At 71.5% G+C, this 19,333-nt stretch carries 17 protein-coding genes, 1 tRNA gene and 1 pseudogene; 13 read left to right on the top strand and 6 right to left on the bottom strand.

Features of this window, described 5'->3' with window-relative positions; genetic code table 11:
- Nucleotides 1-152 precede the first annotated feature (152 nt).
- The 5 genes and pseudogenes from AQJ91_RS15320 (at nt 153) to AQJ91_RS15300 (ending at nt 3,608) form a co-directional block, all read left to right on the top strand.
- Nucleotides 153-522, top strand: a pseudogene (locus tag AQJ91_RS15320) (hypothetical protein).
- 378 nt (nt 523-900) lie between these two features.
- Complete coding sequence (locus AQJ91_RS15315) at nt 901-2,127, top strand: helix-turn-helix domain-containing protein (protein WP_067021277.1); 1,227 nt, start codon at nt 901-903, stop codon at nt 2,125-2,127.
- A gap of 119 nt (nt 2,128-2,246) precedes the next feature.
- Nucleotides 2,247-2,849 carry an oligoribonuclease gene (gene orn / locus AQJ91_RS15310; RefSeq protein ID WP_067021275.1) on the top strand — a complete coding sequence of 201 codons (603 nt, stop codon included), beginning with the start codon at nt 2,247-2,249 and terminating at the stop codon, nt 2,847-2,849.
- A gap of 114 nt (nt 2,850-2,963) precedes the next feature.
- Nucleotides 2,964-3,036: transfer RNA gene (locus AQJ91_RS15305), tRNA-His, on the top strand.
- 77 nt (nt 3,037-3,113) lie between these two features.
- On the top strand, nt 3,114-3,608 hold the full coding sequence (locus tag AQJ91_RS15300) for a GNAT family N-acetyltransferase (protein WP_067021273.1): 495 nt from the start codon (nt 3,114-3,116) through the stop codon (nt 3,606-3,608).
- Between the two features lie 348 nt (nt 3,609-3,956).
- Here the strand turns inward: AQJ91_RS15300 and AQJ91_RS15295 are convergent, their stop codons facing one another.
- Nucleotides 3,957-5,012, bottom strand: coding sequence for a LacI family DNA-binding transcriptional regulator (locus AQJ91_RS15295; RefSeq protein ID WP_067021271.1), 1,056 nt, complete (start codon nt 5,010-5,012; stop codon nt 3,957-3,959).
- 386 nt (nt 5,013-5,398) lie between these two features.
- On the opposite strand from AQJ91_RS15295, the gene AQJ91_RS15290 reads away from it, so the two are divergent.
- The 4 genes from AQJ91_RS15290 to AQJ91_RS15275 all read left to right on the top strand — a co-directional run bounded on the left by AQJ91_RS15290 (nt 5,399) and on the right by AQJ91_RS15275 (nt 10,186).
- Nucleotides 5,399-6,721 (top strand): ABC transporter substrate-binding protein, encoded by a 1,323-nt coding sequence (locus tag AQJ91_RS15290; RefSeq protein ID WP_067021269.1) that lies wholly within the window; start codon nt 5,399-5,401, stop codon nt 6,719-6,721.
- Nucleotides 6,718-7,755: a carbohydrate ABC transporter permease gene (locus tag AQJ91_RS15285; protein ID WP_067021267.1), complete on the top strand. Its 1,038-nt coding sequence runs from the start codon at nt 6,718-6,720 to the stop codon at nt 7,753-7,755. The genes AQJ91_RS15290 and AQJ91_RS15285 overlap by 4 nt, the downstream gene beginning before the upstream one ends.
- On the top strand, nt 7,752-8,642 hold the full coding sequence (locus tag AQJ91_RS15280; RefSeq protein ID WP_067021265.1) for a carbohydrate ABC transporter permease: 891 nt from the start codon (nt 7,752-7,754) through the stop codon (nt 8,640-8,642). The genes AQJ91_RS15285 and AQJ91_RS15280 overlap by 4 nt, the downstream gene beginning before the upstream one ends.
- Nucleotides 8,643-8,761: 119 nt before the next feature.
- On the top strand, nt 8,762-10,186 hold the full coding sequence (locus tag AQJ91_RS15275) for a GH1 family beta-glucosidase (RefSeq protein WP_067021263.1): 1,425 nt from the start codon (nt 8,762-8,764) through the stop codon (nt 10,184-10,186).
- Nucleotides 10,187-10,299: 113 nt separating this feature from the next.
- On the opposite strand, the gene AQJ91_RS15270 is transcribed toward AQJ91_RS15275, so the two are convergent.
- Together AQJ91_RS15270 and AQJ91_RS15265 are read right to left on the bottom strand one after the other, a co-directional pair.
- A complete protein-coding gene (locus tag AQJ91_RS15270) occupies nt 10,300-11,709 on the bottom strand; it encodes a sensor histidine kinase (RefSeq protein WP_067021261.1) in 1,410 nt (469 codons plus the stop codon).
- Nucleotides 11,706-12,410 carry a response regulator transcription factor gene (locus tag AQJ91_RS15265; RefSeq protein ID WP_067021258.1) on the bottom strand — a complete coding sequence of 235 codons (705 nt, stop codon included), beginning with the start codon at nt 12,408-12,410 and terminating at the stop codon, nt 11,706-11,708. Before AQJ91_RS15265 ends, AQJ91_RS15270 begins: the two co-directional genes overlap by 4 nt.
- A gap of 121 nt (nt 12,411-12,531) precedes the next feature.
- Here AQJ91_RS15265 and AQJ91_RS15260 point away from each other — a divergent pair, with 121 nt between their 5' ends.
- Complete coding sequence (locus AQJ91_RS15260; protein WP_067021256.1) at nt 12,532-13,023, top strand: hypothetical protein; 492 nt, start codon at nt 12,532-12,534, stop codon at nt 13,021-13,023.
- A 52-nt stretch (nt 13,024-13,075) separates the two neighbouring features.
- On the opposite strand, the gene AQJ91_RS15255 is transcribed toward AQJ91_RS15260, so the two are convergent.
- Both AQJ91_RS15255 and AQJ91_RS15250 read right to left on the bottom strand, forming a co-directional pair.
- Entirely contained in the window at nt 13,076-13,948 is an 873-nt protein-coding gene (locus AQJ91_RS15255; RefSeq protein ID WP_067021255.1) for a spermidine synthase, read from the bottom strand.
- 36 nt (nt 13,949-13,984) lie between these two features.
- Nucleotides 13,985-14,434, bottom strand: coding sequence for a hypothetical protein (locus AQJ91_RS15250; protein ID WP_234382392.1), 450 nt, complete (start codon nt 14,432-14,434; stop codon nt 13,985-13,987).
- Between the two features lie 313 nt (nt 14,435-14,747).
- On the opposite strand from AQJ91_RS15250, the gene AQJ91_RS15245 reads away from it, so the two are divergent.
- Nucleotides 14,748-16,229 carry an NsdA family TPR-like regulatory protein gene (locus AQJ91_RS15245; RefSeq protein WP_067021253.1) on the top strand — a complete coding sequence of 494 codons (1,482 nt, stop codon included), beginning with the start codon at nt 14,748-14,750 and terminating at the stop codon, nt 16,227-16,229.
- Between the two features lie 70 nt (nt 16,230-16,299).
- Here AQJ91_RS15245 and AQJ91_RS15240 read toward each other — a convergent pair whose 3' ends face one another.
- Nucleotides 16,300-16,899 (bottom strand): histidine phosphatase family protein, encoded by a 600-nt coding sequence (locus AQJ91_RS15240; RefSeq protein WP_067021251.1) that lies wholly within the window; start codon nt 16,897-16,899, stop codon nt 16,300-16,302.
- 221 nt (nt 16,900-17,120) lie between these two features.
- Between AQJ91_RS15240 and AQJ91_RS15235 the strand changes: the two genes are divergently transcribed.
- Together AQJ91_RS15235 and AQJ91_RS15230 are read left to right on the top strand one after the other, a co-directional pair.
- Complete coding sequence (locus tag AQJ91_RS15235; protein ID WP_067021249.1) at nt 17,121-18,074, top strand: phosphatase PAP2 family protein; 954 nt, start codon at nt 17,121-17,123, stop codon at nt 18,072-18,074.
- Nucleotides 18,025-19,191, top strand: coding sequence for a hypothetical protein (locus AQJ91_RS15230; RefSeq protein WP_067021246.1), 1,167 nt, complete (start codon nt 18,025-18,027; stop codon nt 19,189-19,191). The genes AQJ91_RS15235 and AQJ91_RS15230 overlap by 50 nt, the downstream gene beginning before the upstream one ends.
- Nucleotides 19,192-19,333 lie beyond the last annotated feature (142 nt).

Below are 19,333 nucleotides of genomic sequence, written 5' to 3'. Positions count from 1 at the left end.
GGTTGCTGCTCTGTACAGGCGGTTTGCGCAGGGTTCAATTACGTATGCGCCACGGGACCGTCGCACACCGGCGGCCGACACGGTGGCCGACACAGTGACCGACTGCTCGAACACGCGTTGAACCCTGCGAGCCACGCCCCAGGGAGCACGCCATGTCCGGACCTCGCACCCCCTCCGAGGTACATCGCGCGACCCAGCCCGGCTGTCACGACTCATCGACGGATGTGGTCCGTTGGGCCGCCTTCAGTTGTGCCCTGGTCCCCGTGGTCCTGCTCTGGTGCGGCACCTCCCTGGCCGGCACGGCGGGCACGGCCCTCGGCCTGGCCGCCGTGACCGGCGCCTGCCGACTGCTGCTCCGTCAGTCCGAGCGCGGCGCGGCCCAACTGCTCGCCGAGGAAGCCGAGGAACACGCCGCGCACATGAAACCGCACCGCGGGCCTCACTACCGGAACGGAACCGGAACTCATAGACGAGAGTCATAGAGGCGGACGTCACACTGGGGGAAATACACCGGTCGGCTGACCGGTTTTCGCGCAGGCGCCCGTATCTTTTCAGCCAACTTCTGGCGGACATGCATTCCCCTGTCCGGGCACCCCCCAACCCCCGTTCCACCTGCACGGAAAGGGCCTCAGGGGCCCTGCGCACCCTACGTGGATTGGCCACTACGACAAGGCGCACTTCCCTGCACGGCCCGCGAGTGCAACGCTTCGTGATCGAATGCTTCACGCCAAGTTGCCAAGTCGACAATGTGCCGGGTGCTGAACTGGTCACCCCGGCACCACGGGACACAGTAGATTCGATCTTGACTGTCTTACGGCGGGGGACTCGTGCAGGACCGAGGGGAAACGTGCAGGAGCGACACAACCGAGGAGCCGCGACCACCGAGGGGGGCTTAGCAGTATGAGCCACGACTCCACTGCCGCGCCGGATGCCGCGGCCCGGAAACTATCCGGGCGACGCCGCAAGGAGATCGTCGCGGTGCTGCTGTTCAGCGGCGGCCCCATCTTCGAGAGTTCCATACCGCTGTCGGTGTTCGGAATCGACCGCCAGGACGCCGGCGTGCCGCGCTACCGCCTGTTGGTGTGCGGTGGCGAAGAAGGCCCGCTGCGGACCACAGGGGGCCTGGAACTCACCGCGCCACATGGCCTGGAAGCGATCTCACGCGCGGGCACGGTCGTCGTGCCGGCCTGGCGTTCGATCACTTCTCCGCCGCCGGAGGAGGCGCTCGACGCACTGCGCCGGGCGCACGAGGAAGGCGCCCGGATCGTCGGGCTGTGCACCGGCGCCTTCGTCCTCGCGGCGGCGGGCCTGCTGGACAGCCGCCCCGCGACAACACACTGGATGTACGCACCGACGCTGGCCAAGCGCTATCCGTCGGTGCACGTGGATCCGCGAGAACTCTTCGTGGACGACGGAGACGTACTGACGTCCGCGGGCACAGCGGCCGGAATCGACCTGTGCCTGCACATCGTGCGGACGGACCACGGCAACGAGGCGGCCGGCGCGCTGGCCCGCCGCCTGGTGGTCCCGCCGCGCCGCAGTGGCGGTCAGGAGCGCTACCTCGACAGGTCTTTACCTGAGGAGATCGGCGCCGACCCGCTCGCCGAGGTCGTCGCCTGGGCGCTGGAGCACCTCCACGAACAGTTCGACGTGGAGACGCTGGCGGCACGGGCGTACATGAGCCGTCGTACGTTCGACCGCCGGTTCCGCTCGCTCACCGGCAGTGCGCCGCTGCAGTGGCTGATCACGCAGCGCGTGCTGCAGGCGCAGCGCCTGCTGGAGACGTCGGACTACTCGGTGGACGAGGTCGCGGGCCGCTGCGGCTTCCGTTCGCCGGTGGCGCTGCGCGGGCACTTCCGCCGCCAGCTGGGCTCGTCGCCGGCCGCGTACCGCGCGGCGTACCGGGCCCGCCGTCCGCAGGGCGACAAGTCGGCGGAGCCGGAGGCCCCGGCGCCGGCCGGTCCGGCCCCCGCCCTGCACCCGGAGGGTCCGGTGCCGCTGCAGACCCGCCGTACGGCGGCGAGCGCGATCGGCACGTCCGCGTCGGTGTCTGCGGCGTCGGACAACGGCCGTGAGGCGTACATGGCCAGCCGGGCGAGCCTGCCGGGGCAGCGCAGCGCGCCGTGAGCCGGTGATCAGGGGCCCATGGGGAGGAGGCACCCCGTGGGCCCCTTCGCGCTGTCCGCCGGACCAAGGTCACCGCACGGCCGGTCCGCCGCGCGGTACTGAGCCGTAAGGTGAGACACATGAACGATCGCATGGTGTGGATCGACTGCGAGATGACCGGCCTCTCGCTGTCGGACGACGCGCTCATCGAGGTGGCCGCCCTCGTCACCGACTCCGAGCTGAACATCCTCGGCGAGGGCGTGGACATCGTCATCCGGCCGCCGGACTCGGCGCTGGAGACGATGCCGGAAGTGGTGCGTCAGATGCACACCGCGTCCGGACTGCTCGAGGAACTCCCCGGCGGCACGACGCTGGCGGACGCGGAGGAACAGGTCCTGGCGTACATCCGTGAGCATGTGAAGGAGCCGGGCAAGGCCCCGCTGTGCGGCAACTCGGTCGGCACGGACCGCGGCTTCCTGCTCCGTGACATGCCGACCCTGGAGGACTACCTCCACTACCGGATCGTCGACGTCTCCTCGATCAAGGAGCTGGCACGGCGCTGGTACCCCCGGGCCTACTTCAACAGCCCCGAGAAGAACGGCAACCACCGCGCCCTCGCCGACATCCGCGAGTCCATCGTGGAACTCCGCTACTACCGCGAGGCCGTCTTCGTACCCCAGCCCGGCCCCGACTCGGAGACCGCCAAGGCGATCGCCGCGAAGCACGCCCTGCCTGCGGAGTAAGCAGGTCAGGGGCCTCGGAAGGGGCGCCTGAAAAGCCGTGCGCGAGCACCCCTTCGGACCCTGTACACTTTTTCTCGGCCGGTCGGGGAGAAACTCCTCGGACTTCCGGTCATGGTGGGTGTAGCTCAGCTGGTAGAGCACCTGGTTGTGGTCCAGGATGCCGCGGGTTCGAGTCCCGTCACTCACCCTGAGAAATCAGCCGGTGGCTTCGCGATCGAAGCCACCGGCTGATTCGTTTTGCCTGCCCCTGACGGAGCCCACGACGTGAACACGCCTCTCCGCACCGACCGCCTGGACCTCCTCCCCCTGCGCGTCGACCACGCCGAGGAGATGGCCGCCGTCCTCGCCGACCCGGCCCTGCACACCTTCATCGGCGGCTCCCCCGACACCCCCGAGGCCCTGCGCACGCGCTACGAACACCTCGTCGCCGACTCCCCCGACCCTGCCGTGACCTGGTGCAACTGGGTCCTGCGCCTACGCGCCGACGCCCACCTCATCGGCACCGTCCAGGCCACGATCACCGGGCACGAGGCCGCCGAGATCGCCTGGGTGGTGGGGACACCCTGGCAGGGACGCGGGTACGCCTCGGAGGCGACGCGGGGGCTGGTGGGGTGGCTGCGGGAGCGGTCCCGGGTGCGCAGGGTCGTCGCCCACATCCACCCGGATCACCACGCGTCGGCCGCCGTCGCCTCGGCCGCGGGACTGTTCCCCACGGAGGAGGAACACGACGGCGAGCTGCGGTGGCGGCTGGATCTCTGACGGCGTCGCCCCCGCAAGGCCCGTTCGTCGTCGCCCGCGTCCAGGAGGAGGCGTCCGGTGCAGCCCAGGACGTAGACGGCCGGGCGGATGTCGGCTCACGCGGTGGGCTGCCACACGCGCCGCGCCGCCACTTCTCCGGCGCGACGAAGCGGCGGGAGCCCTGACAGCGGCGCGCGGTCCAGAGGGTCTCGCCCTCGCGCCACGGCATCACCCTCACCGTACGGCCGCCGTCCCGTACGGCGATCTGGTGGGGGTGCGGGAGTGAGCGGGCTCGTCGGTCACCGGCCCCTTGACGAACCAGCGAGTGCCGTCGGGGAGTTGGACGCGGCGGGCGATACGGCCCGTACGTCAGGAGGACGCCCTGGCGACCAGTTCCGTCGCCAGTACCACCTGGCGGCGTTCCAGGCCCCGGGATGCCGGTGGGCGGCGGTCGGCGATTTCTGCGAGGAGGAGGTCTATCATCCGGCGGCCCATCTCCTCGATGGGCTGGCGGACGCTGGTGAGGGGCGGGTCCATGTGGCGGGCGATGGCCGAGTCGTCGTAGCCGACCAGGGCCACGTCGCCGGGGATGCTGCGCCCTGCCTCGCGCAGGGCCTGCCGCGCGCCGGCCGCCATCACGTCGGAGCCGGCGAAGACCGCGTCCAGGTCGGGGCAGCGGGCCAGCAGGTTCGTCATCGCCCGGCAGCCGCCGTCCTCGGTGAAGTCGCCCGGCTCGATCAGCCGCTCGTCCGCCGCGTGGCCCGCGTCCCGCAGGGCGTCGCGGTAGCCGTCGACGCGGCGCTGGGCGCCGTAGACGTCGAGGCGGCCGGTGATGTGGGCGATGCGGGTGCGGCCGCCGGAGAGCATGTGTTCGACGGCCTGGCGGGCGCCGCCGTAGTTGTCCGAGTCGACGGAGGTCAGCGTCTCCGCCGCCGAGCGCGGGCCGCTTATCACGGCCGGTATTTCCAGTTGGGCGAGAAGGTCCGGCAGCGGGTCGTCCGCGTGGACCGAGACCAGCAGGACGCCGTCGACGCGGTGGGCCGCCAGGTACTGGGCCAGCCGCTGCCGCTCCCGGTCGCTGCCCGCGAAGATCAGCAGCAGCTGCATCTCCGTGTCCGAGAGCTCCGCGCCGACGCCCTTCAGCATGTCCGAGAAGTACGGTTCCGCGAAGAAGCGGGTCTCCGGCTCGGGGACGACCAGTGCGATCGCGTCCGTGCGGTTGGCGGCGAGGGCCCGCGCGGCCGTGTTCGGGACGTAGCCCAGCTCCGCCACCGCCGCCTCGACCGCCGCGCGGGTCGCGTCGCTGACCCTCGGGGAGCCGTTGATCACTCGGGAGACGGTGCCACGGCCCACGCCGGCGCGCGCGGCGACCTCTTCCAGGGTGGGCCGGCCACCACTGCGGCCCCGCGTTCCGTGGGTTGCCATGGGCTCCGCCTCCCGTTGACCATTTCGTTGGCCTGGAATTTAACAGTCCTGTCGGTGCGTCGCCCGGTCGCGGGGGCCGCCGCCCGAGGGGCTCGCTTCAGCCGGAAGCCGGCGGTCTTGGCCGAGTTCGTACCGTCCCCGGCGACACTCCGGGGTTAGCTAACAGGCAGATAACTGAACACATAACTCCGCGTCTGCTCCCTTGACACCCCCGCCCGGACCGACGAACCTTCAACACATCACCTGTGGGAGCGCTCCCACAGTACCTGACACCTACACATCCCGCACGTTCCCCGCCCGAGCCACAGCGACTGACAGAGTCGAACAAACGGGCCCAACAATGCCGTTGGCCGGGGGGTCGGCACGTCAGGCAACAGGAGGACGCAATGCGCACGAGTACCCGCGGATCCCACAGGCTGATGGCCCTCGCGGCCGTCGCCGCACTGACGACGGGGCTGCTGGCCGGCTGCGCCGAGGACTCGGACGACGGGTCGGGCAACGAGGGCGGCGGCGACGGGGGCGGCAAGACCACCCTCACCATCGGCACCTTCGGTGTGTTCGGCTACAAGCAGGCCGGTCTCTACGACGAGTACATGAAGCTCAACCCCGGCATCACCATCAAGGAGAACGTCACCACCCGTACCGACGTGTACTGGCCCAAGACGCTGACCCGTCTGCAGGCCGGTTCCGGTACCGACGACATCCAGGCGATCGAGGTCGGCAACGTCACTGAGGCCGTCCAGACCCAGGCCGACAAGTTCGTCGACCTCGGCAAGGAGGCCGACACGTCGCAGTGGCTGGACTGGAAGACCGCCCAGGCCACCACCAAGGACGGCAAGGTGATCGGGCTCGGCACCGACATCGGCCCGATGGCGATCTGCTACCGCAAGGACCTCTTCCAGAAGGCCGGCCTGGAGACCGACCGCGCCAAGCTCGCCGAGCAGTGGAAGGGCGACTGGGGCAAGTACGTCGACCTCGGCAAGCAGTACATGAAGAAGGCGCCCAGCGGCACCAAGTTCGTGGACTCCGCCTCCTCGGTCTACAACGCGGCCCTCGGCGGCGAGTCGGAGCGGTACTACGACAAGGACGGCAACGTCATCTGGGACAAGTCCGCGGGTGTGAAGACGTCGTGGGACGTCGCCATGGAGGTCGCGACCAGCGACATGTCGGCGAAGCTGAAGCAGTTCGACAAGCCGTGGGACCAGGGCTACGCCAACGGCACCTTCGCGACGGTGGCCTGCCCGGCCTGGATGATCGGCTACATCCAGGAGAAGTCCGGTGAGGCGGGCAAGGGCAAGTGGGACGTGGCGGCGGCGCCGACCGCGGCCAACTGGGGCGGCTCGTTCATCGGCGTGCCGACGGCGAGCAAGAACCAGAAGGAGGCCGTCAAGCTCGCGAAGTGGCTGACCGCGCCCGAGCAGCAGGCGAAGGTCTTCGCCAAGCAGGCCAGCTTCCCGTCGACCCCGTCGGCGTACGCGAACCTGAAGCCGGCGGCCGAAACCCAGGCGTACTTCTCGGACGCGCCGATCACGGAGATCTTCTCCGCCTCCGCGGAGACCATCCCGACCCAGTACTTCGGCACCAAGGACCAGCCGATCGGCACCGCGATCACCGACATCGGCATCCTCCAGGTCGAGCAGCGCGGCAAGTCGCCCGCCCAGGGCTGGGACGCCGCCACCGAGGAGATCAAGGACGTGCTCGGCCAGTGAGCAGTCCCCACAAGGCCCTCGCGCAGCCCGCGTCGAGCGCCGACGCCGCGCCCGGTGATGAGCCGGGCGCGGCCGGCCGCGCTCACGGTCGCGGTACGCCACCCAGGGACCCCGGAGACAAGGGCTCCTGGCGCAGTCGGCTGTACCGCTGGGACATGAAGGCGTCGCCGTACGCGTTCATCGCCCCCTTCTTCATCGTCTTCGGAGCGTTCTCGCTGGTCCCGCTCCTTTATACGGCCTGGTACTCGCTGCACAACGTGCAGCTGTCCGACCTGGACAACCAGACCTGGGCGGGGCTGGCGAACTACCAGAACCTGCTGTCCTCGGACTTCTTCTGGAACGCGCTGTGGGTCACCCTCACCATCGGCGTGATCTCCACGGTGCCGCAGCTGCTGATGGCGATCGGCATCGCGCACCTGCTCAACTACAAGCTGCGCGGCTCGACCGTGTGGCGGGTCGTGATGCTCACCCCGTACGCCACCTCGGTCGCGGCGGCGACGCTGGTGTTCGTGCTGCTGTACTCCTGGGACGGCGGCATGATCAACTGGATGCTCGACTTCGTCGGGATCGATCCGGTCAACTGGCGCGAGTCGGACTGGGGTTCGAAGTTCGCCGTGTCGACGATCGTGATCTGGCGGTGGACGGGATACAACGCGCTGATCTACCTCGCCGCCATGCAGGCGATCCCCGCCGATCTGTACGAGTCGGCGTCGATCGACGGTGCAAACCGCTGGCAGCAGTTCCGCCATGTGACGGTCCCGCAGCTGCGGCCGACGATCCTGTTCACGGTGGTCGTGTCCACGATCGGCGCGACCCAGCTCTTCGGTGAGCCCCTGCTGTTCGGCGGGGTCAGCGGCTCGAAGGGCGGCTCGGGCCACCAGTACCAGACGCTCGGCCTGTACATGTACGACCAGGGCTGGGTCATCGGCAACCTCGGCAAGGCGTCCGCGATCGCCTGGTCGATGTTCCTGATCCTGCTGATCGTCGCCGTGATCCAACTCCTGGTGTCCCGACGGCTGAGGAAGTCCCAATGACGGCAAGTGAACTGACGGTTCCTCAGGCGAAGGCGCGGCGCGAGCGGCGCCGGGTGATGGGCGCGGGCAAGCAGCTGCACGCCGGCCCGCTCACCTACGTCGTCCTGACCCTCTTCGCGCTGGTCTCGCTGGCGCCGCTGGTGTGGACGGCGATCGCGGCCTCGCGCACCGACACGCGGCTGGCGCAGACCCCGCCGCCGCTGTGGTTCGGCGGCAACCTGTTCAAGAACATGGAGACCGCGTGGGAGGAGGCCGGGCTCGGTACCGCGATGGTCAACACGACGTTCGTCGCGGGCACGATCACCGTCAGCACGGTGCTGTTCTCCACGCTGGCCGGCTTCGCCTTCGCCAAGCTGCGGTTCAGGTTCTCGGGCGTCCTGCTGCTGCTGACGATCGGCACGATGATGGTCCCGCCGCAGCTGGCGGTCGTACCGCTGTATCTGTGGATGTCGGACCTCGGCTGGTCCAACCAGCTGCAGACGGTCATCCTGCCGACCCTGGTGACCGCCTTCGGTACGTTCTTCATGCGGCAGTACCTGGTGCAGGCGCTGCCGAGCGAGCTGATCGAGGCGGCGCGGGTGGACGGCGCGAGCAGTCTGCGGGTGGTGTGGCACGTGGTCTTCCCGGCGGCGCGCCCCGCGATGGCCGTGCTCGGCCTGCTGACCTTCGTGTTCGCCTGGAACGACTTCCTGTGGCCGATCATCGCCCTGAACCAGGAGAACCCGACCGTCCAGGTCGCCCTGAACGCCCTCGGCACCGGCTACGTCCCCGACCAGTCTGTGATCATGGCGGGCGCCCTGCTCGGCACGCTGCCGCTGCTGATCGCCTTCCTGCTGTTCGGCAAGCAGATCGTGGGCGGGATCATGCAGGGCGCGATCAAGGGCTGATGCCCGTCATATCCCTTTGCTCGTACGCCCGTCAGGGGCCGGGTCACCGCCGCCTCGGCCCCTCCTTCCCCCTCTCCCCCTACTCGTCGGTCTCCACGACCTCCTATGGGAGCGCTTCCATGCCTGAGCCCATGATCCCTGTGTCCTTTCCCCCCGCCTTCCTCTGGGGCGCGGCGACCTCCGCGTACCAGATCGAGGGGGCGGTGCGGGAGGACGGCCGCACCCCGTCGATCTGGGACACCTTCAGCCACACGCCGGGCAAGACGGCCGGTGGCGAGACCGGTGACATCGCTGTCGACCACTACCACCGCTACCGCGACGACGTGGCGCTGATGGCCGAGCTGGGCCTGACGGCGTATCGCTTCTCGATCTCCTGGCCGCGTGTGCAGCCGACCGGCCGGGGCCCCGCGGTCCAGGTCGGCCTGGACTTCTACCGCCGGCTGGTGGACGAGCTGCTCGCGCACGGCATCAAGCCGGCGGTCACGCTCTACCACTGGGACCTCCCGCAGGAGCTGGAGGACGCGGGCGGCTGGCCGGAGCGGGACACGGCGTACCGGTTCGCCGAGTACGCGCAGATCGTCGGCGAGGCGCTCGGCGACCGGGTGGAGCAGTGGATCACCCTCAACGAGCCGTGGTGCAGCGCGTTTCTGGGGTACGCGTCCGGGGTGCACGCACCGGGCCGTACGGATCCGGCCGCCTCGCTGAAGGCGGCCCATCACCTCAACCTGGCCCACGGGCTGGGCGCTTCGGCGCTCCGGTCGGTGATGCCGGCCCGCAATTCGGTGGCGGTGAGCCTCAACTCGTCCGTGGTCAGGCCGGTTTCGCAGGACGCGGCGGACCTGGCGGCGGCGAAGAAGATCGACGACCTGGCCAACGGGATCTTCCACGGCCCGATGCTGCACGGCGCGTACCCGGACTCGCTGCTGGCGGCGACGGAGCTGCTGACGGACTGGTCGTACGTCCTGGACGGCGACCTCGCGGCGATCAACCAGCCGCTGGACGCCCTGGGCCTCAACTACTACACGCCGGCTCTGGTCTCGGCGGAGACCGATGTGAACGGCCCGCGCGCGGACGGTCACGGCGCCAGCAGCCACTCCCCCTGGCCGTGCGCGGACGACGTGGCGTTCCACCAGACGCCGGGCGACCGCACGGAGATGGGCTGGACGATCGACCCGACCGGGCTGCACGACCTGATCATGCGGTATGCGGCGGAGGCGCCGGGCCTGCCGCTGTACATCACGGAGAACGGCGCGGCCTACGACGACAAGCCGGACCCCGACGGCCGCGTCCACGACCCCGAGCGGATCGCGTACCTGAACGGCCATCTGAAGGCGGTACGCCGGGCCATCGAGGACGGCGCGGACGTACGCGGCTACTACCTGTGGTCCCTGATGGACAACTTCGAGTGGGCGTACGGGTACGGGAAGCGGTTCGGGGCGGTGTACGTGGACTACGCGACGCTGGAACGCACGCCGAAGTCGAGCGCGCTCTGGTACGGGCAGGCGGCGCGGACGGGGGCGTTGCCCGAGGTGGAGGCGGTGTAGCCGCCGACGGGTAGGCGGGGACGGGGCGCGGCACGGTGAGGGGAGCGCCGCGCCCCGCCCTTTAGTCGGCTCCGGCCGCCGGTGCGACAGGGGTTGGGGATCTTAGGGCGCCCCTAAGGAAGGGATCGGGACCGGTTGAAGGCAGCGACCAGTCGCCCGGATCTACGGCGTCGTACGGAACCCCGGTGTCCCCGCCGGAGCGGCGCGCGCTCCCGCCCGTCCAGCTGGATCCAGATCCGCACCTCGGTCCCGCCCAGCACCGACGAACCGATCCGTACGTCCCCGCCCGTCGACTCCGCCAACTGCCGCACGATGTCCAGCCCGAGCCCGGTCGAGCCGTCGCTGCCCGAGCCCCGCCCCCGCGCCATCGCCGCCTCGGGATCTGTTATGCCCGGCCCCGCGTCCGAGACCAGCACGATCACCGCGTCCTCGCCGTTGTGCAGGTCGACCGCGAACGCCGTGCCCTCGGGGGTGTGCCGGAAGACGTTGCCGAGCAGGGCGTCCACGGCCGCGGCCAGGTCGGCGCGGGACACGGGTATGCGGACCGGGCGGTCGGCGCCGGCCACCCGCCACTTCCGGGCCTCGTCCTCCGCCAGCGCCGACCAGAAGGACATGCGTTCGCGCACGACCTCCGCCGCGTCGCATCCGGCGCCGGGGCCCGCCGCCGCCGTCTGCGGTTTGGCCTCTCTCGCCGTGCGGATGATCGTGTCGACCTCGCGCTCCAGCTGGGCCACGGCCGCCCGTGTCTGGTCGGCGGCCGGACCGTCGCCGAGCGAGGCCGCGTTCAGGCGCAGCACGGTCAGCGGGGTGCGCAGGCGGTGGGACAGGTCCGCCGCCAACTCCCTCTCGTTGGCGAGGAGTTGTACGACCTGATCCGCCATCGAGTTGAACGCCACCGCCGCCAGCCGCAGTTCCGTCGGGCCCTCCTCCGGGACCCGCGCGCCCAGTTTTCCCTCCCCCAGTTCGTGCGCGCCCTCGACCAGGCGCTGGGCCGGCTGGACCATACGGACGCCCAGGCGGTCGGCGACCGCGACCGAGCCGACGACCAGGGCGGCACCGACGGCGGCGAGGACCGCCCAGGCCGTGGCGACGCCGTTGCTGACCTCGGACTCGGGGACGTAGACCTCGACGACCGCGATCTTGCCGGAGCTCAGCGCGACCGGCTGGAGCAGGGTCGAGCCGCCGGACACCTCGGTGGTGGAGGCGCGGCCGAGTCGCCGTACGGTCGCTATGTCGTCGGCGGCCGCGCGCTGCCGGCCGATGTCGACCGCCGACGCGCCGTCCGCCGCCGGGATGTGCACGGCCATCTCCGCCTCCGAGCCCGCGGAGGCGACGACCCTCTCGAGCTGGTCGCGGTCCGTGGTGATGGAGAGGGCGGGGGCCACCGCCGCGGCCTCGCGTTCGGCGTTGGAGAAGGCCCGGTCACGGGCCATCTCCTTGATGACCAGGCCGAGCGGGACCGCGAAGGCGACCACGACCATCGTGGTGACCGCCAGCGACACCTTGACCAGGGCCCACCTCATCGCGGTGGCTCCGCCCCGGGCGGTTCCAGCTTGACGCCGACGCCCCGCAGGGTGTGCAGATAGCGCGGGTTGGCCGCCGTCTCGCCCAGTTTGCGGCGCAGCCAGGACAGATGGACGTCGATGGTCTGGTCGTCGCCGTAGGACTGCTGCCAGACCTCGGCGAGGAGTTCCTTGCGGGGGACGACGACGCCGGGGCGGCCGGCCAGGAAGGCCAGCAGGTCGAACTCGCGGCGGGTGAGGTCCAGGCGTGCGCCGTCCAGTTCAGCCTGGCGGCGGAGCGGGTCGACGGTCAGGCCGCCGACGCGGAGCACGGAGGACGGGGCCGCGGCGCCGCCGGCGGAGCGGGCGCGGCGCAGGACCGCGGACATACGGGCCGACAGGTGCTCCACCGAGAACGGCTTGGTCAGGTAGTCGTCCGCGCCGGCGTTCAGCAGCCGGACGATCTCCGTCTCGTCGTCCCGGGCGGTGGCGATGATCACAGGTACGTCCGTGATGCCGCGCAGCATCTTCAGGGCCTCGGAGCCGTCCAGGTCGGGCAGTCCGAGGTCCAGGATGACCACGTCGAAGCGGAAATGGGCGACCTCGCGCAGCGCCTCCAGTGCCGTACCGACGCTGCGCACGGTGTGTGCGGCGTCGGTCAGATGCCGGATGAGCGCCGAGCGTACGAACTGGTCGTCCTCGACCACGAGCACACTTGCCATGCGCCGCACCGTACGCCATGCGCGGGAGGCCGGTCCGGGCCTGTGGACAACTCCGCGTCTGTGGAAAGCCGGGCGGCGACCGGGCGACACCTGTGGGGCGTGTGAGGCAGTATGGCCCGCGATGCGCAGAGCACTCGTACACGTACTGGCCTGGACGCTCGCCACCGGCGCGGCGGTCACGCTGTCGTGGTGGGGCGTCCACACGGTCATGGCCGGCACGGCCTACGACCCGCCCCGCGCCCTGCCCATCACCTCGGCCACGCCGGAGTCGAAACCGCTCGCGTCGTCGACGGCACGGGCCGCCCGGCCGTCGCGGAGCCCCGCGCCTACGCCTACGCCGACACCGACGCCGTCGAAGACTCCGGCGAAGAGCCCGTCCCCGACCACCTCAGGCCAGGTCAGGAGCTACGACACGGACGGCGGGCGAGTCGTCTTCGACCTCGGGAAGACCTCCGCGTCGCTGGTGTCGGCGACGCCGGGTGCGGGCTGGTCGATGCAGGTGTGGAAGACGGAGACGTGGATCCGGGTGGAGTTCGCGTCGGGGGCGGACCGGGTGTCGGTGTTCTGCACCTGGCACGACAGCGCGCCGCGCGTGGAGATCGGCAACTACTAGTCGGGGCCTACTAGTCGGGGCCTACTGATCGGTGGCTACTGGACGTCGGCTGTCAGCGGAAGACCGCCGCCGGTGGTGCCGGTGAGGCGACGGCCGCCGCGTCGGTGACCGGCGCCGCGCCGCCGGTGAAGTCGGTGAGGGACCTGCCGTGTTCGACGCGGCCGGGGTGTGGGTCCGAGGCGGCGCGGCGGGTCAGCTCGGCGACCGGGAGCGGATGGTCGGAGGCGACGAGGACCGCGTTGCCGAACCGCTTGCCGCGCAGCACCGTCGGGTCGGCGATCAGCGCGAGCTCGGCGAAACGGGCGGCGGCGGTGGCGATCTGGCCGCGCAGGTGGGCGAGCGGCGGTCCGTCGGCGAGGTTGGCGGCGTACTGGCCGCCGGGTTTCAGGGCCCTGCGGACGTCGTCGAGGAACTCGGTCGAGGTGAGGTGGGCGGGGGTGCGGGCGCCGCTGAACACGTCGGCGATGACGAGGTCGGCCCAGCCGTCGGGCACCTTGGCGAGCCCTTCGCGGGCGTCGGCGGACCGGACCCTGATGCGGGCGTTGCGGTCCAACGGGAGTTCGCGGCGGACCAGTTGGACGAGGGCCGCGTCGCGCTCGACGACCTGCTGGGTGGAGCGGGGGCGGGTGGCGGCGACGTAGCGGGCGAGGGTGAGGGCGCCGCCGCCGAGGTGCACGGCGTGCACGGGCTTGCCGGGCGGTGCGGTGAGGTCGATGACATGGCCGAGGCGGCGCTGGTACTCGAAGGAGAGGTACGCCGGGTCGTCGAGGTCGACGTGCGACTGCGGCGCCCCGTCGATGAGCAGCGTCCAGGCCCGCGCCCGGTCCCGGTCGGGCATGAGCTCGGCGAGCCCACCGTCGACGGCCTCGACGACGGGTGCGGCAACGGCCGCGCCGCCACGCCGGGGGTTCCTGGACTTTCCCATTGAGCCATTGTCGCAAGCGACAGGGGGTCCTGCCCGTCACCGGCAGTTGTCCGCCGCCTCGATCAGCCGGGCTGCCTCCCCGAGCGCGGCCCGCAGTATCGCCGGGTCCGTCGCCAGGTCCGCCTCGTCGGGTGGGAGGAGCCAGTCCGAGCCCTCCACCGGGGGGTCGGGGTTCAGGGTCAGGCCCCGGCCGTCGGTCTCCGTGCAGGTGCTGCCGGGTACGTCCCAGGCCGCTGCCGTCCCGGCCGGGACCACGAAGCCGAGGGTGTCGCAGCCGTCGTCGTGCAGGACGGGCCCCACCGCGTCCCCGGCTCCGCGCCGCAGGATGTCGACCGCCTCCAGGCCCTGCCGGGTGGGCACGGTCACCAGGTCGACGGCGGCGCCCGTGCACGGTGGCTCGCTGCATTCCGGGGTCGGCGCGTGCGCGTACGTCGACAGCGGCGTACCTGACGACGTACGGGGATCGGCGCTCTGTCTGATCTCCATTCCGGCCTCCACCACGGAACCCCTTCTCACGGAACCCCTCCTCGGTACGAGCGGGTCGGGAGTCGGGTGGCTCCCGGTCCACGGAGTTCAACGCGTCGGGGCGTCAACAGCTACGGCGGAAGTACGCCGCAAAGGATGGCAGTTCATGGCAGATCCCGGATGAGATATCCGGTTTGTAGCCAAACCCTGCGTGGCGGGTCCGGCACAGCCGGTACGTTCTAGCCCGCCGGAAGCAAGGGTGACCACCGCCACAAATCGGTTAACTCACCCCGAACCCGGCATGGTTCGAAGGTTCGCACGAGAGGACCCGGCCATGGCGTCGTCAGAGCTGACCTCGTCTCAGCCCCCCAGGCCACCGCGGCCGAATCTCGCGTTCCGGCAGTTGCGCGGACAGCGCTCGCCGGCCGAGTTCGCCGCGGCGGTACGGCGGGCAGCCCGCGAGATCGGTGAGCGGGTGTGCTGTGACGCGCGCTATGTGGGCCGGGTCGAGGCGGGCGAGATCCGCTGCCCCAACTACGCGTACGAACGGGTGTTCCTGCACATGTTCCCCGGCCGCACACTCACCGACCTCGGCTTCGCACCCCGCTCGTCCGTACGCGGGCGCCGACCGCGCACCGCCGAGGACACGCCGCCTGTCCTCCTCACGAGCCAGGTGCACGCCACAAGTGAGACACGGGGGACGTACGAGCCGTATGACACGCAGGAGGACACACAGGACCTGGAGAACCCGCACCATCCGCACCACCCGCACGACGACTACGACGACTACGAGGAGAGCGACGTGCTGCGTCGCGCATTCATGACCGGCGGGGGCGCCACGGTGGCCGCCGCCTCGCTGGGCCCCCTGGGGCTCACCCACGACGCCGCGGCCGCGGAACGTCCCGTCCGGCGCGTCGGGGCGCGCGAGGCGAACGCTCTGGAGGCCGCCGTCCGCAGGATCCGGCTACTCGACGACCGGCACGGCGCCGACGGCCTGTACCGGCGCGCGGCGGCCCCGCTGCGCGCCGCGTACGCGCTGCTCGACGCCGGTACGACCCGGCAGGCGACCAGCGAGCGGTTGCACTCCGGCGCCGGCGAACTGGCCATCTCGGTGGGCTGGCTGGCGCACGACTCGGGGCGCTTCGACGACGCGCGCTCGCACTACGCGGAGGCGCTGGCGACCGCCCGGATGGCCGGGGATCCGGGCCTGGAGGCGCACGCCTTCTGCAACACGTCGTTCCTCGCGCGGGACGCCGGCCGGCCGCGCGAGGCGGTCCGTGCCGCCCAGGCCGCGCAACGCGTCGCGCACCCGCTGGGCTCGGCCCGGCTGATGTCGCTGCTCGCGCTGCGCGAGGCCGGTGGCTGGGCCGGGCTCGCCGACCGCACCGGCTGCGCACAGGCCCTCGCCCGCGCGCAGGCCCTCTTCGAGCGCGGCCACTCGGACGCCGACCCCGAGTGGATGAGCTTCTACGGCGAGGCCGAACTGGAGGGGCTCGAGGCGCAGTGCTGGTCCACGCTGGGCGACTGGCCGCGCGCGGCACGGCACGCGGGCCGGGCGGCACAGCTCCAGAACCCGCACTTCACGCGCAACATCGCGCTGTACACGGCGGAACTCGCCGACGACCTCGCGCGCGGCGGACTGCCCGACGAGGCGGCGGCCGCGGGCATGCGGGTGCTGGACCTGCTGGACCTGGTCCAGTCGTCGCGGGTGCAGACCATGCTGGCGGGCACGGCCCGGGTGCTGCTGCCGCACCGCAGGGCGTCGGGGGTGTCGTCGTTCCTGGAACGGCACGCGTCGGCACCGCGGCCGGCGTGAGACCGCGCCCGTCCACGCCCGTTCACAGCAGTTCCTGGTAGCGCTCGCCGGCCCGTTTCAGGTGAGGACGTCACTCGTCGGCGAGATGCCCCAGGTCGTTCCAGGACTCGATCGCGGGCTCCCCGTACGCCCAGCCCAGCACCGACAGCGACGTCGGGTTGAGCCGGATCCGGGCCGCGAAGTCGATCGGCAGCCCCAGCCAGCGCGCGCCGATGGAGCGCAGGATGTGCCCGTGCGCGAAGACCAGCACGTCCCGGTCCTCGGCCCGTGCCCACGCCACCACCTCGTCCGCGCGGGCGGTCACCTCGGCCAGGGTCTCGCCCTCCGGGACGCCGTCGCGCCATATGAGCCAGCCGGGCCGTACGTCCTGGATCTCGGCCGGTGTCATGCCCTCGTAGGCGCCGTAGTCCCATTCCATGAGCGTGTCCCAGGCAGCCGCGCGGTCCCCGAACCCGGCGAGTTCGCACGTCTCACGCGCGCGTGCCAGCGGGCTGGTGCGCACCTCCACACCGGACAGCCCCTCGTACGGCGCCCGGTTCAGGCGCTCGCCGAGCAGCTTCGCGCCCCCGCGGCCCTCTTCGAGGAGCGGCACGTCGGTCCTGCCGGTGTGCTTGCCGGACAGCGACCACGCCGTCTGTCCGTGCCGGGCCAGCAGGATGCGCGGTGCCATGAAGGGGGCCTTTCCGGGTGAAGGGAGAGGGGTGGAGGGAGAAGCGGGAAAACGGAGGCGGAACCCCTCCATCATCGCGCACGCTGTGCGGGGGCAACCCGTCGGCCGATCTCAGCGTCTTTGGGGCCGGGACGCCCCCCGCAAGGAGCGCGTGCACAGACCGTAAAGTGGTACGACCGGGCTACCGGGCGCCGCGAGGACGAGAAGGGGGAGGCGATCGGATGCCACACGCCGAGACACCTGGCGTGGAGGCGACGCCGCGGACCCGCCTGCGCTGGTGGACCGAGCTGCCGCTGATCCTGCTGGTCTACGCCTGCTACTCCGCGGGCCGGCTGCTCGCGCGGGGCGACGTCACCAGCGCCGTGGACCACGGTCTGGCGATCCTGCGCATCGAGAAGTTCCTGTACCTCAACGCGGAGCACCCCCTCAACCGCGTGTTCACCCGCGAGCCCTGGCTCGGCGTGCCGGCCGACTTCTGGTACGCGTCGCTGCACTACCTGGTCACGCCCGCGATCCTGGTCTGGCTCTTCAGGTCCCGCGCCGTCCGGTACCGCGCGGCCCGCACCTGGCTGATGACGTCCACCTTCATCGGCCTGATCGGCTTCACCCTGCTGCCGACCTGTCCGCCCCGGCTGCTCTCCGAGAGCTACGGCTTCGTGGACACGATGGCCTACTACAGCTCGTACGGCTGGTGGGGCGGCGAGGCCAGCGCGCCTCGGGGTCTCGGCGGAATGACGAACCAGTACGCGGCCATGCCGAGCCTGCATGTGGGCTGGGCGCTGTGGTGCGGTGTGATGCTGTGGCGGTACGGCGGGACGCGTATCACGAAGGTGGCCGCGGTCGTCTATCCGCTGGTGACCACGATCGTGGTGATGGGCACCGCCAACCACTACTTCCTGGACGCGGTCGCGGGCGCCGCCGTGATGGGTGTGGGCCTGCTGCTCGCGCCGCATGTCATGCGGACCGCGGACCGGGTCAAGGCTCAGCTCACGGGCGGGCTCGTGCCGGTCGCGGCGGACTCTCCCGGCGCATCCGCCTCAATTGTCAGTGGCGGATGCCAGACTTCCGCGGGTGAGCGATTTCCACGGCAGCGCGATTCCCGGATCGAATCCGGAGCCGAGCCGAGTGCCTCCTCCGCGGACGCGGACGACGGCGCTCCGGCAGCGGCTCGCTGAGCTGCGCGGTCCCGACGTACAGGCCAAGGCACTGGACGCCCGCGCCCTGGCCGCCCTCGCCGCCAACCCCGGCTGCAGGCGGCGGGCGATCCTCGACGGCGCCGGGGTGAACAAGGCGGCGCTGGCGGGCGCGCTGGGCTCGCCGTCGGTCTTCGGGCAGTCCCAGTTCGCCTTCACCCGCGGCAACGCCTTCGAGGCCAAGGTCAAGGCGGACGGCGGCGCGGAACTGCTGCGGCTGGTGCACGAGAGACTGGACCGGGCCGCGGAACCGCCCGCCCACGCACGCGTGCCCGAGCTCACCGCGACCGGCCCGGAGGGGCGCACGGCCCGTACGGCACTGGCGCTGCGCGAGGCCACCGAGGCACGCGGCGCGTGGACCCTTCTCGACCACCCCATGCTCGCCCTCGACGTCGCGGGCTCCCCCGCCTTCCTGGAGCCGGACGCGGTGGTGGTGCACCCGGACGGCAGCTGGACGGTCGTGGAGATCAAGTCCTTCCCGATGCTGGACGGCTCCGCGGACCCGGCGAAGGTGGGCGCGGCGGCGCGGCAGGCGGCGGTGTACGTACTGGCGCTCGAGGAGGTCGCCGCCCGACTCTCCCCTCCCCCCGAGGTACGGCACCGCGTCCTCCTGGTCTGCCCCAAGGACTTCTCCAACCTGCCCACCGCGTCCGCCGTCGACGTCCGCAAGCAGCGGGCGGTCACCTCCCGCCAGCTGGTGCGCCTCACCCGCATCGAGGACATCGCCGACACGCTCCCCGAGGGCACCTGCTTCTCCCCCGAGCTGCCGGTCCCCGACCTGGCGGCGGCCGTGGAGTCGGTCCCGGCGACCTACGCGCCCGAGTGCCTGTCCGCCTGCGAGCTGGCCTTCCACTGCCGCGACCGCTCCCGCGAGGCCGGCGCGGTGACGTCCCTCGGCCGGTCGGTGCGCGCCGAACTGGGCGGTCTGACGACCGTCGAGGAGGTACTGGCGGCGGCTCGCGGAGAGGCCGGGGATCCCGAGGATCCGGCGGTGGCGGCACTGCGGAGGGCGGCGGAGCTGCGCGCGGAGGCGCTGGACAAGGCCGCTGTCCGGGCGGGGGCCCTGGAGGCCGCTGGGGCAGGAGGTGCGGCCCGGTGAACGCGATGACGCCCTGCGTCGCGGGGGCCGCCCGTCCGCTCGCCCTGATGTCCGGCAGGCGCGGCCCGGTGACCGCGATCACACCCCGCGTCACGGCAGCCGCGCAGCCACCCGCCCCGGTGACCGGCCGGGGCGGAGGTGA

Origin of the sequence: Streptomyces dysideae (assembly GCF_001514305.1) — a bacterium.
Taxonomy (GTDB): domain Bacteria; phylum Actinomycetota; class Actinomycetes; order Streptomycetales; family Streptomycetaceae; genus Streptomyces; species Streptomyces dysideae.
Note: the sequence above shows the minus strand (reverse complement) of the source record. Positions and strands in the feature narration are given on the sequence as shown.

Excerpts from the sequence above, each read along its gene's own strand:
- AQJ91_RS15270 (WP_067021261.1), bottom strand. The coding sequence starts at position 11,709 with ATGAGGTGGGCCCTGGTCAAGGTGTCGCTGGCGGTCACCACGATGGTC.
- AQJ91_RS15240 (WP_067021251.1), bottom strand. The coding sequence starts at position 16,899 with ATGGCACCGCGCATCCTGCTGGCCCGGCACGGACAGACGGCGTGGTCG.
- AQJ91_RS15235 (WP_067021249.1), top strand. The coding sequence starts at position 17,121 with ATGCCACACGCCGAGACACCTGGCGTGGAGGCGACGCCGCGGACCCGC.
- AQJ91_RS15275 (WP_067021263.1), top strand. The coding sequence starts at position 8,762 with ATGCCTGAGCCCATGATCCCTGTGTCCTTTCCCCCCGCCTTCCTCTGG.
- AQJ91_RS15265 (WP_067021258.1), bottom strand. The coding sequence starts at position 12,410 with ATGGCAAGTGTGCTCGTGGTCGAGGACGACCAGTTCGTACGCTCGGCG.
- AQJ91_RS15315 (WP_067021277.1), top strand. The coding sequence starts at position 901 with ATGAGCCACGACTCCACTGCCGCGCCGGATGCCGCGGCCCGGAAACTA.
- AQJ91_RS15260 (WP_067021256.1), top strand. The coding sequence starts at position 12,532 with ATGCGCAGAGCACTCGTACACGTACTGGCCTGGACGCTCGCCACCGGC.
- AQJ91_RS15290 (WP_067021269.1), top strand. The coding sequence starts at position 5,399 with ATGCGCACGAGTACCCGCGGATCCCACAGGCTGATGGCCCTCGCGGCC.
- AQJ91_RS15255 (WP_067021255.1), bottom strand. The coding sequence starts at position 13,948 with ATGGGAAAGTCCAGGAACCCCCGGCGTGGCGGCGCGGCCGTTGCCGCA.
- AQJ91_RS15295 (WP_067021271.1), bottom strand. The coding sequence starts at position 5,012 with ATGGCAACCCACGGAACGCGGGGCCGCAGTGGTGGCCGGCCCACCCTG.
- AQJ91_RS15280 (WP_067021265.1), top strand. The coding sequence starts at position 7,752 with ATGACGGCAAGTGAACTGACGGTTCCTCAGGCGAAGGCGCGGCGCGAG.
- AQJ91_RS15245 (WP_067021253.1), top strand. The coding sequence starts at position 14,748 with ATGGCGTCGTCAGAGCTGACCTCGTCTCAGCCCCCCAGGCCACCGCGG.
- orn (WP_067021275.1), top strand. The coding sequence starts at position 2,247 with ATGAACGATCGCATGGTGTGGATCGACTGCGAGATGACCGGCCTCTCG.
- AQJ91_RS15250 (WP_234382392.1), bottom strand. The coding sequence starts at position 14,434 with ATGGAGATCAGACAGAGCGCCGATCCCCGTACGTCGTCAGGTACGCCG.